Consider the following 15401-nt stretch of genomic DNA (forward strand, 5'->3'; position numbering starts at 1 on the left):
CCGGGCCGCACCAAGGCCCCCAGACACGGCCCCGCCGGCCATCCCCCGAACCGGCGGGGCCGTCCCACGCCCCGGTACCGCCCCACACCCGGGCACCGCCCCGCACCCCGGCACCGCCCCGCACGCGAGCACCGCAGCGCGCCGCGAGCGCCCCGGCACCGCCCCCGGGCGCCGCCCCGCGCCCCGGCGCCGCCCCGCACCGTCCCGCGCTTGGGGTACCTCATCACCGCCCCGCGCCCGGGCACCGCAGCGCGCCGCGGGCACCCCGGTGCCGTCCCACCCCCGGGCACCGCCGCGCAGCCCGATCGCCCCGGCACCGCCCCGCACCGTCCCGCGCCGCGGGCACCCCAGCGCCGCCCCGCACCCGGGCGCTGCCGGGCACTCTGGCACCGTTCCGCAGCCGGGCGCCGCGAGCGCCCCGGCGCCGTCCCGTATCCGGGTACCGTCCCGCGCTCGGGGCACCTCATCACCGCCCCCATCCCAGCGCCGCCGCGCACCCCAGCACCGCCCCGCATCCAGCGCCGCCGCGCACCCCGGCGCCGTTCCGCGCACCCGGGCACCCCAGCGCCGTCCCGGCGCCGTCCTGCTACACGGGCACCCCAGCGCCGCCCCGCATCTCAGCGCCGCCGCGCACCGGCACCGGTCCGCGCTCCGGGCACCGCCTCGCACCTCGAGTGCCTCGGCACCGCCTCGCACCTCGGGTGCCCCGGCACCGCCTCGCACCGCCCCGGCGCCCACCCGCACAGCCCCGCTCCCGGAGCCCGCGCCGGCCGCCGCCCGGCCTCAGCCCGCCGGCGCCCGGAGCGGACCCGCCCGCCTCGCGGAGCGCCCCGGCCGCACACCTGCCCGCAGCCTCTGGCCCGCCCTGCCGGACCGGCGAGACCACCGCGGACCCGTACCCCGGCGGTGCCCTCCGTGCTCACGGCGGAGCCGTCACCCCCGGCCCCTTCGCCGCCCACAGGCCTCCGAAGACGGCCCGCCCACAGCCGTCACGCCTGACCCCCTTTCCGTCCGCCTGCTGCCGTTGCGGCCCCGCACCCGCCGGAACCGGCGAGACACCACACGCCCGCCCCCGGACGATGCCCTCCCGCACGCCCACACCCAGGCCGAGCCGTCCCGCACCTCCCGGCCGCCGCACGCCCACACCCACGGCGGCCCCCTCCCGCCCCAGGTCCGCCGCACGCGCCCGCCCCCGCGCAGAGCCCTCCCGCCCCCGCGCAGAGCCCCGTCACACCCCCGGCGGAGCCGTCCCGCACCCCCGGCGGAGCCGTCCCGCAGGGCTCCGCCCCCGCCCCGCCCCCGCCCCGCCCGCGGCGCGCCCCGCGGTGCGGCAGGCCGCCTTTGAGACGCCCTGCACTCCGCCTGCAGCGCCGCTCGATCGACGAGGTCTTTCCTGGTCCCTGGCTGCCGCCGCGCACACGGGAGCGGTCCCCAAACGATCTGCGTGAGGAGTACGTCATGGCAAAGGGCGCGATAGTCGTCGGCGCCGGGCCGGTCGGACTGATGCTCGCCGGCGAGCTGCGGCTCGGCGGCGTGGACGTGGTGGTCTACGACAAACTGCCCGCCCCCAGCGGGGAATCGCGTGGCCTGGGCTTCACCAGCCGCACCGCCGAGGTCCTCGACCAGCGCGGGCTGCTCACCGAACTGGGCGACTTCCGCTGGGGCCAGCACGGCCACTTCGGCGGCGTACGCATCGACTTCACGCTGCTGGAGGAGAGCCACTTCGGCGTGATGGGCCTGCCCCAGTCCCGCACCGAGCAGCTGCTCGGCGACTGGGTGGCCCGCCTGGGCGTGCCCGTGCACCGCGGCTGCGAGGTCACCGGCTTCGAGGAGACCGACGACGGCGTCCTCGTGCGCTACGACGGCCCCGAGGGCCCCGGCGAGGACAGCGCCCAGTACCTGATCGGCTGCGACGGCGGCCGCAGCACCGTACGCCGCCTGGCCGGCATCGCCTTCACGGGCGACGCGGCGACCCGCGGCATGTACCTCGCGGACGTCACCGGCGCCGGCATCCGCCCGCGGCCCATCGGTGAACGCGTCGAGGGCGGCGGCATGGTCCTGTCGGTCGGCCTGGGCGACGGCTACGACCGGATCGTCATCCACGAGCCCGGCATCCGCCCCCACCACGGCGAGGGCACGCTGACCTTCACCGAGGTCGCCGACGCCTGGCAGCGCCTGACCGGCGAGTCCATCCACCACGGCCAGACCCGCTGGATGACCGCCCTCACCAACGCCACCGGACTCGCCGAGCGCTACCGCAGCGGCCGCGTCCTGCTGGCCGGTGACGCCGCCCACGACCACGCCCCGCTGGGCGCGCAGGGCGTGAGCGTGGGCCTCCAGGACGCCGTGAACCTCGGCTGGAAGCTGGCCGCGACGATCAACGGCTGGGCCCCCGAAGGCCTCCTGGACACCTACCACGCCGAACGGCACCCGCTGGGCGAGCAGTTGCTGCGCAACGTCCACGCCCAGTCGCTGCTCTACCTCAGCGGCCAGGAGATGGAACCGCTGCGCGCCGTCATGCGCGAACTCGTGCAGATCCCCGACGCCGCCCGCTACCTGGCCGGCCAGGTCAGCGGCCTGCACATCCGCTACGACGTCGGAGCCGGCGAGCACCCGCTGCTGGGCCTGCGCCTGCCGCCGCAGCGCGAACTGGTCCGCGCCGGCGGCACCGCCGTCCGCGTCGCCGACCTGCTGCACGGCGCACGCGGCGTGCTCATCAGCACCGGCGACCCGGCCACCGCCGAGAAGACCGCCGCCGGCTGGTCCGACCGCGTCGACGTCGTCACCGGCACCTGGAGCGAGGACGGCGGACCCGAGGCGGTGCTGCTGCGCCCCGACGGCCACGTCGTGTGGACCGCCCCCGACGGCGGCGAACCGCACGACGCCCTCACCCGCTGGTTCGGCACCGCCACCACCTGAGCCGGCCCCCGCCCGCAGCCCCGCCCGCAGCACCGCGGCGGCCCCGCCGGCCCCCCGGCCGGCCGCCGCGGGGCCGCCGCGGCCGGGTGCCGCACCGCCGGACCGCGCCCCGCACCCCCCGACCCCGGAAAGGCCCTGTCATGACCGTCCTCGTCACCGGCAGCCGAGGCAAGGTCGGCTCCCTGCTCGTGCAGATCCTGCACGAGCGGGGCGTCGCCGTCCGCGCCGCCTCCTCCAGCCCCGAGAAGCTCTCGCCGCCCGCGGGCACCGAGACCGTACGCCTCGCGCTGGACACCCCGGCCGACTTCGCGCCCGCCCTGGACGGAGTCGACTCCGTCTTCCTGTACTGCGAGCCCGCGGCGGTCGACGCCTTCGTCGAGCAGGCCCGCACGGCCGGCGTGGAACACGTGGTGATCATGTCCGCGGACGCGGTGCTGCGCCCCGGCGCCGCCGACGACCCCATCGCCGCCCCCCACCTCGCCGTCGAACAGGCCCTGGCCGCCTCCCCCCTCACCTCCACCCCCCTGAACTGCGGCGCACTGGCCTCCAACGCGCTGCCGTGGGCGTGGTCGCTCAAGGCGCGCGGCGCGGTGGGCCTGCCCTACCCCGACAGCCACGCCGACCCGGTCAACGAGCGCGACATCGCGGAGGCGGCCTGCGCGGTCCTCACCGACCCCGCGCTGCGCGGCCGCTCCTACCACCTCACCGGCCCCCAGTCCCTCACCTTCGCCGAGCACGTCGCCGTCATCGCCGCCGCCGCGGGCCGGGACATCCCCGTCGAGCGGATCCCGCCGCAGGTGTGGCGGGCGAACAAGCCCGGCTTCATGCCGGACGACATCGCCGACGCCCTGCTGGAGCTGTGGGCGGCCAGCACCGAGCCGGTGCCGCTGACCGACCACGTCGAGCGGCTCACCGGCCACCCGGCCCGCCCCTTCACCGAGTGGGCGGCCCAGCACGCCCACGCCTTCCGCTCCTGAAACGGGCAGCACCGGCCAACCGCCACGAGGACATGGGTAGATGACGCTGAACAGACGAAAGATGCTCGCCCTGGGCACGGGCGCGACGGCCCTGGCCGTCACCGGCTCCCCGGCCGCGGCCCACCCCGGCCCGCACCCCGGCCCCGTGCCCTCGGACCGGGAACTGGCCCGCTCGCTGCCCGGCGGCTTCCGCAGCCGCCACGCGAGGGTGGGCGGCGTGCGCCTGCACTACGTCAGCGGCGGCCACGGCGAGCCCCTGCTGCTCGTGCCCGGCTGGCCGCAGACCTGGTGGGCCTACCGCAAGGTCATGCCCCAGCTCGCCCGCCGCTACCACGTCATCGCCGTCGACCTGCGCGGCATGGGCGGCTCGGACAAGCCCGCCGGCGGCTACGACAAGAAGACCATGGCGGCCGACCTGCACGCCCTGGTGCGCGGGCTGGGCCACCGGCAGGTGAACGTCGCCGGACACGACATCGGGTCCATGGTGGCGTTCGCCTTCGCCGCCAACCACCCCGAGGCCACCCGCAAGGTCGCGCTGCTGGACACCCCGCACCCCGACCAGAGCGAGTACGAGATGCGGATCCTGTGCCGGCCGGGGACCGGGACGACCCTGTGGTGGTGGGCGTTCAACCAGCTCCAGGCGCTGCCGGAACAGCTGATGCACGGCCGCATGCGGCACGTCATCGACTGGCTGTACGCCAACTCCCTGGCCGACCAGAGCCTGGTCGGCGACCTCGACCGCGACATCTACGCCAACGCCTACAACAGCCCGCAGGCCGTGCGGGCCGGCACCCGCTGGTACCAGGCCTGCCACCAGGACATCACCGACCAGGCCGGCTACGGCAAGCTGACCATGCCCGTGCTCGGCATCGGCGGCAACTTCACCTTCGAGGACCTGCGGAACAAGCTGACCGCGCAGGCCACCGACGTGCACATGGTGCGGGCGTCGAAGTCGGTGCACTACCTGCCCGAGGAGGAACCCGACGTCGTCGCCGGGGCCCTGCTCGACTTCTTCGGCTGACGCCACCTCCACGGACACGGGCCCGCCCCCGCGCGCGGCACGGTCCCGCCCGCACCCCGGTGCGGAGCTCACGCCATCCATCTGCATGAGGAGTACGAAATGGCAAAGGGCGCGATAGTCGTCGGCGCCGGCCCGGTCGGGCTCATGCTCGCCGGTGAACTGCGGCTCGGCGGTGTGGACGTCGTCGTCTACGACAAACTGCCCGGCCCCAGCGGGGAGTCGCGCGGTGTCGGCTTCACCCGGCGGGCGGCCGAGGTGTTCGAGCAGCGCGGCCTGCTCGAACGCTTCGGCGACGTCGAATGGGCCCAGGGCCACTTCGGCGGCGTACGCATCGACTTCGGCAAGCTGGACGACAACCACTTCAGCGTCCGCGGCGTCCCCCAGTTCCGCACCGAGGAGATCCTCGAGGACTGGCTGGGGGAACTGGGCGTACCCGTACGGCGCCGCCACGAGGTGACCGGCTACCGCGAGACACCCGACGGCGTCGTCGTCGAGTACGAGGGCCCCGACGGCCACGGGGAGGACAGCGCCCAGTACCTCGTGGGCTGCGACGGGGCACGCAGCCTCGTGCGGACCCTGGCGGGCATCGACTTCCCCGGCTGGGGCGCCACCCGCGGCATGTACATGGCCGACCTGGTCGGTGCCGGGGTGCGCCAGCGGCCCATCGGCGAGAAGGTCCCGGGCGGCATGGTGATGGCGTTCAACCTGGAGAACGGCGTGGACCGGATCGTCATCCACGACGAGAACCTGCGCCCGCCGGAGGACAAGAGCGCCCTGAGGTTCGGCGACATCGCCGACGCCTGGCAGCGCATGACCGGCGAGTCGCTGCACCACGCGGAGGTCCGCTGGATCAGCTCCTTCACCGACACCACCCGCCAGGCCGAGCACTACCGCAGCGGCCGCGTCTTCCTCGCCGGCGACGCAACCCACATCCACATGCCGGCCGGCGCGCAGGGCATGAGCGTCGGCGTCCAGGACGCCGCCAACCTCGGCTGGAAACTGGCCGCGGCCGTCAACGGCTGGGCCCCCGAAGGCCTCCTGGACACCTTCGAGAGCGAACGGCACCCGGTCGGCGAGAAGCTGATGCGCAACACCCGCGCCCAGACCCGCCTCTACCTCACCGGCGACGAGATGGAGCCGCTGCGCGCCGTCATGCGCGAACTGGTGGCCCTGCCCGAGGCGGCCCGGCACCTGGCCGGCATCGTCAGCGGCATCGACATCCGCTACGACATGGGCCCCGGCACCCACCCGCTGCTGGGCCTGCGCCTGGCCCCCGGCCACGAGCTGCTGCTCGCGGACGGCACCCGCACCCGGGTGGCCGAACTGCTCCACCCGGCCCGCGGCGTCCTGCTGGTCACCGGCGCGGCGCAGGACACCGCGACGCTGCTCGGGGCCGCCGACGGCCTGAGGGAGCGGGTCCGCACGGTCGTGGCGGAGTGGGCCGACCCCGTCACCCAGGACCGTCCGGCCGCGGTACTGCTGCGCCCCGACGGGCATGTCGCCTGGGCCGATCCGGACGGCGCGGACCTGCTGCGGCAGGCGCTGGAGCGCTGGTTCGGCACCGGCACCGGCGCGGCCGGCCGGCCGCAGGCCGTGGGCGCGGCGAGCCGCTGACCCGCGAGGGTCCCTTCCCACCGGAATTCTTCCCCGACCCTGTCACACCCGCGGGCCGCGCATCGTCAGACAGATGAGGGTCGGGTCCCATCCGGTGCCGCCACCGCACCGTCCGACGGTCAATTCCCCCGCATCGTCGGTGCGGTGCGGTGGCTCACTGGGGACCGGCCTTCACCGCCGGCCCGTGCACGGTCCGCACGGCCGGCCACGGACAGGCACGGACAGGCAGCAAACGGCCGCCGCCCGCGGCCCCCCATCGAGCGGGGCCGCGGGCGGCGGCCGTCACCTGTCCCGGCCCGTTCCGCCCGGGCCGGGCGTCCTGCGGCAGGCCGGTCAGCGGCGCGCCGGGGCCTTCGCCGCCTCGACGAACGCCTCGAACAACGGCACGGTGTCCGCGCCCAGTTCGCCGTGCGCCTGCAGCCCCGCCAGGAACGGCGCCGAGGGGTCCTCGGCCTCCGCCCCCTCGATGACACCGTCGTCCGACCAGGCGGTGGCCACCAGCCCGGCCCCCAGCCGGTCGATGCCCTGGTGGTGATGGCAGTACACGGTCGGCGAGGTCCCCAGCGCACCGCCCAGCACGGAGTCCGGCTTCACCCGGATGGTGCGCGGCTCGTAGCGGCCGGGCACGGCGGGGGAGTGCTCGGGCAGGTGCTGGTCGAGCGTGCCGCCACGGGAGACGGAGATCAGCTGCAGCCCCCGGCACACCGCCAGGACGGGAATGCCCCGCCGCTCCGCCACGGCCAGCGCGGCCAGCTCCGCCGCGTCACGCGCCTGGTGCGGCGGGAAGGTGAACTTCCCCCGCTCGGCCCCGTACAGCGCCGGGTCGATGTCCGCGCCGCCGCTCATCAGCAGGGCGTCCGCCCGCTCCATCACCGCCTCCACCCCCTCCACGAGCGGCGGCAGCAGCACCGGCGCGCCACCCGCCTGCACCACCTTGTCCAGATACGGCTGCGGCAGCAACGAGACCGCCACGTCGCCCCAGATGTTCCAGTTCACTGTCGTCGCGTCGGCGGTCACCGCCACCACGGGTCGCGTCATCGTGCGCCGTCCCTCTCCCTCGAAAAGCCCGGCCCGTTCAGGCCGGGCACACAGTGCATCGCAGCGCACTGGACCAGGGGTCGAGCCCGGGCGGGGGCCACCGCGCACGCCGCCTCACCCCGCTCCGCGGACCGCCGCCGCCCCCACCCGCACGGCCCCCGCCGCCCTGCCCGCCGCCGACAGCGACAGCGCGCGGCGGGCGTAGCCCCGCGCGAGATCGGGGCGGCCCAGCGCGTCATGGGCGCGCGCCAGCCCCTGGAAGGCCCGCGCCTGCTCGGGACGGAACCCCACCTCGCGGGCGAGCGCGAGCGCCGCCTCGTGCCGCTCCGCCGCCTGCCGGGGCGCGCCCAGCGCCAGCGCCGCCTCGCCCAGCGCGTTCAGCGCCTCCGTCTCGTGCCCCCGGTTGCCCAGCGAACGCTGCACCCGCAGGGCACGCAGCGTCAGACCGTGCGCCTGCCCGTAGCGCCCCTGCCGCCCGTGCACCGCCCCCAGACCCACCAGCGCCACCGCCTCACCGCCGGCATCGCCCAGCTCCCGGTACAGCTCGAGCGCCCGGTGGTGATGGCCCCGGGCGGCCTCGTAGCGGCCCAGGCGTTCGTGCACCAGCCCCAGGCCCACCTGGCCGCGGGCCTCGCCGTGCCGGTCCTGGACGGCGCGGGAGAGCCGCAGGGCCGTCAGGAAGCAGTGGTGGGCCTGCTCCTGGTCATGGCCGCGCAGGAACAGGTGGCCCAGGCAGTCCCGCGCCCGCGCCTCACCCGAGCGGTCACCCGCCTGCCGGGCCAGGCGGGCCGCCCGCGCGGCGTGCCGGGCCGCCCGCGCGTCACAGCCCCGCCGCCAGTACAGCCACGCCAGATCGGTCAGGAACCGGCCCTGGGCGGTACGGTCCCCGCTGAGCGCGCTGGCCTGCAGCGCCTGCTCGCCCAGCGCGAGCGCGTCGGCGTGCAGCGCCCGGTCGTACAGGTAACGGTGCAGCGCGGACGCCAGGCGGGCCGTGTGCGCCAGCCACCCGTGCGCGGCCATGTACGCGCCGGCCGCGAGCAGTCCGGCCCGCTCGGCGTCCAGCCACGCCTGCGCCTGCTGCGCGTCGCGCAGCCACGCCACCGCCGTACCGGGCGCGGCGCCGGCCGGGGGAGCGGGGCGGGCGCCGCGGCTGTGGGGGAACAGCAGCGCGGCGGCCGCCGAGGCGCCCGCGACGAAGTGGTCGAAGAGCCGGTCCAGCGCGGCCCGCCGCACGGCGGGGGGCTCCTCGTCCTCGGCCAGGGTGTGCGCGTACCGGCGCAGTAAATCGTGGAAGGTGTAGCGGCCGGCCTCGTGCTGGCGCACCATGTGCGCGTCCAGCAGCTCCTCCAGCAGGCGCTCGGCCCGCTCGGGCGCCACCCCCGCCAGTGCCGCCGCCGCCCGGCCGTCGGCGTCGGGCCCCGGGTGCAGCCCCAGCAGCCTGAACATCCGCCGCTGCTCGGCGTCCAGCTGCTGGTACGACATGGCGAACGCGGCGGCCACCCCCCGCTCGGTGGTGGACAGTTCGGCCAGGCGGCGGCGCTGGTCGCGCAGCCGGTCGGCCAGGTGGGCCGCGCTCCACCGGGGCCGGTGACGCAGCCGGGCGGCGGCGATCCGCACCGCCAGCGGCAGGAACCCGCACAGGTGCAGGATGTCCAGCGCGGCCAGCGGCTCCTCGTCCACCCGCTTGCCCACGATCCGGGTGAACAGCCCGATCGCGTCCGCCGCCGGCAGCGGGTCCAGCGACAGGCACGCCGCCCCGTCCAGGCCCGTCAGCCGCCGCCGGCTGGTGACCAGCAGCAGACTGCGCGTCGTGCCCGGCAGGAACGGCCGCACCTGGTCGGTGCCGGCCGCGTTGTCCAGGATCACCAGCACCCGCCGGTCGGCCAGCTCGGCCCGCCACAGCCCGGCCCGCTCCGCCGCCGAGGGCGGGATCCGCTCGGGCGCAACGCCGAGCTGACGCAGCAGCACTCCCAGCGCGCTGCCCGCGTCCAGGGGCGCCCGCTGCGCCGTGTGCGCCTGCAGGTCGACGAAGAGCTGTCCGTCCGGATACCGCTGGGCGAGCCGGTGCCCGGCGTGCACGGCCAGGGCCGTCTTGCCGATGCCCGCCATGCCGTCGATCAACGACACCGTCACCGGCCCGCCCGCACCGGGCCGCTCGTCCAGCAGCTGCGCCAGCTCGGCGGTGCGCCCGGAGAAGTCCGGCGCGTCGTAGGGCAGGAAGTTCGCCCGCCGCGCACGAGCGGCGCGGTCCGGCGCGGGCCCGGCCGGCGCCGGCCGCACCCCCGCCCCCACCCCCGACCCCGCCGCCGCTGCCGCCGCCGGTGCCGGTGCCGGTGCCGGTGGGAGTGTCGGCGCCGTCGCCAGCGCCAGCGCCGGGTCGTCGTGCAGGATGGCCGCCTCCAGCGCGACGAACGCCCGGCCGGGGTCCAGGCCCTGCTGCTCGGTGAGGGTGCGGCGCAGCCCGCGGGCCACGGCCAGGGCATCGGCCTGCCGGTCCGCCCGGTGCAGGGCCAGCATCAGCCGGCCCGCCAGCCGCTCCCGCAGCGGATGCGCGGCCACCAGCGCGGCCAGCTCGTCGACGATCTCCTCGTGCCGGCCCAGCGACAGCTCCAGCTCCGCCAGCTGCTCGTAGACGGTCAGCTGCCGCTCCTGCAGCCGGGCCCGGGCACTGTCGGCGTAGTCGGCCTTCACGTCCGCCAGCGGCCGCCCCCGCCACAGCGACAGCGCCCGTCTGATCCGGGCCGCGGCCCGTGCGGGGTCGTCGGTCTCCCGCACCTCGCGGAGCTGGTCGGTGAAGTCCTCCAGGTCCAGCTGCCCGGCCTGCGGCGTGATCACGTATCCGGCCGGCCGGGTCTCCAGCAGATGGGCCGCGTCCGCGGTGCGCAGCACCCGGCGCAGCGCCGCGATGGTCGCGTGGACCTGCGCCCGGGCCGTGTCCGGCGGCGCCGGCCCCCACATCGCGTCGATGATCTGCTCCGCGCCGAGCACGGTCCGGGCGTTCAGCAGCAGATAGGCCAGCACCCCCCGGTGCCGGGGCGCCGTCCCGGGCAGGGGCCGCCCCGCCACCGACACCTCCACCGGACCCAGGATCGAAAAACGCACCGTCATGACTGCCGCAGTCCCCTTCCGAAACCGGCCAGGTTGGCCGGCCGGCACCTATAGCGAACGCATCGCGTACCTATGAACGGCCTCGTCCACGCTGGTAGCAGGCCCGAAGGCCACCTTCCGGATGCTGAAGTGGAGAGGCAGGGATGACCGACAAGATCGCTCTCGTCACGGGAGCAAACAAGGGAATCGGTTTCGAGGTTGCGCGCCAGCTCGGCGAACTGGGCATCACCGCCGTCATCGGTGCCCGCGACGGGCAGCGCGGCAAGGAGGCGGGCGAGCAGCTCGGCCAGCCCCACGTCCAGCTCGACGTGACCGACCCGGACAGCGTCGAGGCCGCCGCCCGGTGGATCGAGGCGGAGTACGGCCGGCTGGACATCCTGGTGAACAACGCCGGCGTCACCGTCCCGCCGCCGCTGGGCCTGCCCAGCGCCACCACCACCGAGACGCTGCGCCGCGTCTACGAGACCAACGTCTACGGCGTCGTCACGGTGACCAACTCGATGCTGCCGCTGCTGCGCCGCGCGCCGGCCGCCCGCATCGTCAACCAGTCCAGCGAACTCGCCTCCATGACCCAGGTGATGGTCCAGGACAGCCCGCTGTGGCCGCTGAACAACATGCCGTACAACTCCTCCAAGGCCGCACTCAACATGATCACCGTGACCTACGCCAAGGAACTGTGGGGCACCCCGATCAAGGTCAACGCCTGCGACCCCGGCTACTGCATCACCGACATCAACAACGGCATGGGCTTCATCACGGCCGCCGAGGGCGCCCGGATCGCCGTACGCCTGGCGACGCTGGACGCCGACGGCCCCAACGCCCAGTTCTTCAAGAACGAGGGCCCGCTGCCCTGGTGATGCCCCGGGCCCGCCGAAGCCGGGCGGGCCTGCGCACCACGCGATCCTCGACACCCAGGAAGCGAGACCCGCACCGTGAGCGGACTTCCCCTCATCCAGCCGGAGAACGCCACCGGCGAGGCGGCGGCCCTGCTGGAGGCGGCCCAGCACGCGCTGGGCCTGACGCCCAACCTCACCAAGGCGATGGCGCACAGCCCCGCGGCACTCAGAGGCTTCCTCGACCTGCGGCGCGCCCTGGGCACCGGAACCCTGCCCGCGGCCGCCCAGGAGAGCATCGCGCTGCTGGTCGCGCAGGAGAACGGCTGCGACTACGGCCTGTCCTGGCACACCTACACCGGCACCAAGGTGGCCGGACTGAGCCACCACCAGGCGCACCGCGCCCGCCGGGCGAAGGCCCAGGACCCGCTCACCGGGGCGGCCCTGCTGCTCACCCGCGCCCTGATACGCCACCGGGGCACGCTGAGCGACACCGAACTGGCCGCCGCCCGCGGCAGCGGCCTCAGCGGCGGGCAGATCACCGAGATCGTCGCCCACCTCGCCCTCAACACCCTGACCACCTACGTCGGCAAGACCGCCCGGGTCAGCGTCGACTGGCCCCTCGTACGGCACGACGACACCCACCCCTGACACCCGCGCGGCCGTCCGCCGCGCACCAGCGCATGTCCCGTCCGCACTCACCGAAAGCAGATCCCGATCATGGAAGCACGGATGACCAACCCGGCCGGTGTCCTGCCCGGCGCCACGCAGGCCATCGGCGCCCTGATGAAGGCGACCCGGCAGGGCGGCGTCCCGCAGCCCACACTGGAACTCGTCCACCTGCGCGTCAGCCAGATCAACGGCTGCAGCGCCTGCGTCGACGCCTCCTCCCGCAGCGCCCGCAAGGCCGGCGAGAGCGACGAACGCCTGGCCACCGTGGCGGCCTGGCGCGACGCGCCCTTCTTCACCGACGCCGAACGCGCCGCCCTGGCGCTCGCCGAGCACTCCACCCGCCTCGCCGACCGCGAGGACGCCGTCCCGGACGCCGTCTGGCAGGAGGCCGCCCGCCACTACGACGAGAAGGGCCTGGCCGCGATCGTGATGATGTGCGCGGTGGCCAACTTCTTCAACCGCCTCAACGCCACCACCCGTCAAGTGGCCGGCCAGGCCTGGTGAAAGCCGCCACGGCGGCCCGGTACCCCCTCGCGGATGCCGGGCCGCCGGGCCGCGCCGGCGAACGCCCTCAGGACGCCACCGCACGCCGGGCACGCCGCGAGGAGGAGAACCGCCGGGTGATCGGCCGCTCCACCAGCGCGTACAGCGCCCACGACGCCAGCACGCTGATCACCAGCCCCAGCGCCACCAGCCCGGTGGTCTCGGCGACCGAGAAGGTCCCCTCGAGCTCCTTGCGCATATAGGTCAGCACGATGAAGTGGACCAGGTAGAACGCGAACGAGATCTCGCCCAGCCACAGCATCGTCCGGCCCCGGAACCAGCTCGTCGTGCCCCGGATGTCCGCCGTCGCGGCGGCCGCGATCAGCAGCACGATCGGGATGATGGTCACCGAACGCTGCGAGTACAGGAACGGCACGTGCGAGCACAGCACATAACTGCCCGCCAGCAGCACACCCGACCACACCATGCCGATGTTGAACCAGCGCCCGCGGATCACCGCCTGCGCGACCAGCATGCCCAGCGCGAAGTCCAGCACCCGCGTCACCGGCAGGTTGTAGGCGAACCAGTACTGCTCGGCGGAGACCGTCGCACCCAGCGAGGCACCCGGGAAGTAGGGCTTGTCCGCGATGAACACGTACGCCGCCCACGGCGTGGCGATGATGCCCGCCGTCACCGCCGCGATCCAGTACGTCAGGTGCTCGGCACGGATCCGCGTGAACCAGGAGTGCAGCAGCGGGAAGCACGCGTAGAAGAACGCCTCGCACCCCAGCGACCAGCTCGGCTGGTTCACGCTGGAGAACACGTCGAAGTCCGGCACCCACACGTGCACCATGAACAGGTTGGCGATCGCCGTGCCCGTGGTGGTGTACGCCGACGCGAACAGCACCAGCGCCAGCGCCCAGGTGATCACGTAGTTCGGGTAGATCTTCACCAGCCGGCGACGCATGAACCGCGCGGCGGTGTCCCGCTCACGCGCCGACCACGTCAGGACGAAACCGCTCAGCACGAAGAAGAACGTGACGCCCAGCGCACCCGCGTTGCCGGTCACGTCGAACAGGTTCATCGCCGCCGAGTCCGACTCCAGCAACCGCAGATGGGGGAAGGGCAGGCCGACGTGGTTGAAGAACACCAGCAGCGCCGCACCGAACCGCAGCCCCGTCAGCGAGTCCAGCCGCGCCGAACGGGACCGCCCCGCCTTGTCCGGCCCCTCGGCAGACCCCTGGGCCGGGGCGCCGGGCCCGGCCGCGCCGCCCTCGCCGACCGCCGTCGGCGGAAAACCACCACCGGTCAACTCGTCGTGTGCCACGCGAAAGCCTCCTCGCCCATCGGTACGTGATCCGCAGACGGGGCGGAGCACCGCTGCGCGGGCGATTAGACGGCACACGACTCGAACTTCGCTCGGGCGGCGATCCGCACCCCCTGCAATCAGGCACCGCCCCGAAGACAGACCAACCGCACTGCCTGCGATCGGGACGCCGCCCCGAAGACGGACGATCCGCCCCCTGCACACGGGCGCCGCCCCCAAGACGGACTCGGCCGCGGTGACGACGTCGACGTCCCGCGCCCCCCGCACAACGGGCGCCGCCCCGGGGACAGGGGTACCGGCCCTGCTCCCCGGGGCGGCGCGAGGGGCGCCCGCGACCCTCAGCCCTCCAGCAGCGCCAGGTCCAGGGTCAGCAGCCGCTCCGGATCGGTGATGACGTCGATCTCGGTGATGCAGCCGCCCGCGACGTCGAACGTCATCGCCCGGAAACCCTCCCCGGCGTGCGCGGCGATCACACCGGGCGAACCGTTGATCAGCGCCAGCTGCGCCACCTCCGCGATCCGCGCGAACGCCGCCGCCGTCGACGCCACCGCCGGCGCGCCCCGCGCCCCCAGCCGGCCGTCCGAGCGGGCCACCACACCGGGATCCAGCACGTTCAGCAGCGCCTCGAAGTCCCCGCCGCGCGCAGCGGACAAGAACGCCTCGACCACCTCACGCCGCTTGGCCAGGTCCGGGTCCGGCACCGCGGACCCGCCCCGCACCCGGCGCCGCGCGCGGCTGGCCAGCTGCCGGGCCGCCGCCGGGGTCCGCTCGACGATCGGCGCGATCTCGTCGAACGGCACACCGAACATGTCGTGCAGCACGAACGCCAGCCGCTCCGCCGGGTCCAGCGCCTCCAGCACCACCAGCAGCGCCAGCCCCACCGAGTCCGCCAGCAGCGCGCGCTGCTCCGGATCCCCCTCCTCCTCCTGGACGTAGTCCGGCACGTGGACCACCGACTCGAACGGGTCCTCCCGGCGGATCCGGCGCGACTTCAGCATGTCCAGGCACACCCGGCCCACCACCGTGGTCAGCCACCCGCGCAGGTTCTCGATGTCACTGTCGTAGGCCCGGTTCAGCCGCAGCCACGCCTCCTGCACCGCGTCGTCCGCCTCGGTGAGGGAGCCCAGCATGCGGTACGCGACCGCCCGCAGATGCCCACGGGCGCCCTCGAACTGCTCGGCCAGCCATTCCTGCTCGTCCATGCCAGGTCTCCTCCCGATCGGTTCTCCCCACCTTGACGCACGAGAGCACCCCGATGTGACCGCGCACCCGCTCGGCGCGTGCGCGGCGACCTCGTCCTCCAGCGGGGACCGAGCGCTGATTGAGCGAGGCGGCCGACGGTGGCGCGCACAAGGAGGCGCTGTGGACCGTTCACCTGACGATGGCCCGGGCCGGCTCGCCGGATTCCC

At 75.0% G+C, this 15401-nt stretch carries 11 protein-coding genes; 7 read left to right on the forward strand and 4 right to left on the reverse strand.

The genetic code is table 11. The annotated features are described in order from the left end of the window. The first annotated feature begins 1458 nt into the window (after positions 1-1458). The 4 genes from SAM23877_RS35495 to SAM23877_RS35510 all read left to right on the forward strand — a co-directional run bounded on the left by SAM23877_RS35495 (position 1459) and on the right by SAM23877_RS35510 (position 6531). On the forward strand, positions 1459-2919 hold the full coding sequence (locus tag SAM23877_RS35495) for an FAD-dependent monooxygenase (RefSeq protein WP_053125816.1): 1461 nt from the start codon (positions 1459-1461) through the stop codon (positions 2917-2919). A gap of 140 nt (positions 2920-3059) precedes the next feature. Beyond that, the gene (locus SAM23877_RS35500) at positions 3060-3896 is read left to right on the forward strand and encodes an NAD(P)H-binding protein (protein ID WP_053125814.1); all 837 of its coding nucleotides are present in this window, start codon (positions 3060-3062) and stop codon (positions 3894-3896) included. Between the two features lie 40 nt (positions 3897-3936). Continuing rightward, positions 3937-4917, forward strand: a complete 981-nt coding sequence (locus SAM23877_RS35505; RefSeq protein WP_053125812.1) for an alpha/beta fold hydrolase — start codon at positions 3937-3939, stop codon at positions 4915-4917. A gap of 99 nt (positions 4918-5016) precedes the next feature. After that, positions 5017-6531 (forward strand): FAD-dependent monooxygenase, encoded by a 1515-nt coding sequence (locus SAM23877_RS35510; RefSeq protein WP_053125810.1) that lies wholly within the window; start codon positions 5017-5019, stop codon positions 6529-6531. A 333-nt stretch (positions 6532-6864) separates the two neighbouring features. On the opposite strand, the gene SAM23877_RS35515 is transcribed toward SAM23877_RS35510, so the two are convergent. Next, entirely contained in the window at positions 6865-7569 is a 705-nt protein-coding gene (locus SAM23877_RS35515; RefSeq protein ID WP_063480875.1) for a gamma-glutamyl-gamma-aminobutyrate hydrolase family protein, read from the reverse strand. 114 nt (positions 7570-7683) lie between these two features. After that, positions 7684-10677: an AfsR/SARP family transcriptional regulator gene (locus SAM23877_RS35520; RefSeq protein WP_053125808.1), complete on the reverse strand. Its 2994-nt coding sequence runs from the start codon at positions 10675-10677 to the stop codon at positions 7684-7686. Between the two features lie 143 nt (positions 10678-10820). On the opposite strand from SAM23877_RS35520, the gene SAM23877_RS35525 reads away from it, so the two are divergent. The 3 genes from SAM23877_RS35525 to SAM23877_RS35535 all read left to right on the forward strand — a co-directional run bounded on the left by SAM23877_RS35525 (position 10821) and on the right by SAM23877_RS35535 (position 12686). Then, positions 10821-11534, forward strand: a complete 714-nt coding sequence (locus SAM23877_RS35525; RefSeq protein WP_053125806.1) for an SDR family oxidoreductase — start codon at positions 10821-10823, stop codon at positions 11532-11534. Between the two features lie 75 nt (positions 11535-11609). Then, positions 11610-12161 carry a carboxymuconolactone decarboxylase family protein gene (locus SAM23877_RS35530; RefSeq protein WP_053125804.1) on the forward strand — a complete coding sequence of 184 codons (552 nt, stop codon included), beginning with the start codon at positions 11610-11612 and terminating at the stop codon, positions 12159-12161. A 69-nt stretch (positions 12162-12230) separates the two neighbouring features. Beyond that, on the forward strand, positions 12231-12686 hold the full coding sequence (locus SAM23877_RS35535) for a carboxymuconolactone decarboxylase family protein (protein ID WP_053125802.1): 456 nt from the start codon (positions 12231-12233) through the stop codon (positions 12684-12686). 67 nt (positions 12687-12753) lie between these two features. On the opposite strand, the gene SAM23877_RS35540 is transcribed toward SAM23877_RS35535, so the two are convergent. Beyond that, positions 12754-13992 (reverse strand): acyltransferase family protein, encoded by a 1239-nt coding sequence (locus tag SAM23877_RS35540; RefSeq protein WP_235614475.1) that lies wholly within the window; start codon positions 13990-13992, stop codon positions 12754-12756. Positions 13993-14330: 338 nt separating this feature from the next. Next, positions 14331-15194, reverse strand: a complete 864-nt coding sequence (locus SAM23877_RS35545; protein ID WP_053125800.1) for a sigma-70 family RNA polymerase sigma factor — start codon at positions 15192-15194, stop codon at positions 14331-14333. Positions 15195-15401: the final 207 nt, after the last annotated feature.

The organism is Streptomyces ambofaciens ATCC 23877 (assembly GCF_001267885.1).
Lineage (GTDB): Bacteria > Actinomycetota > Actinomycetes > Streptomycetales > Streptomycetaceae > Streptomyces > Streptomyces ambofaciens.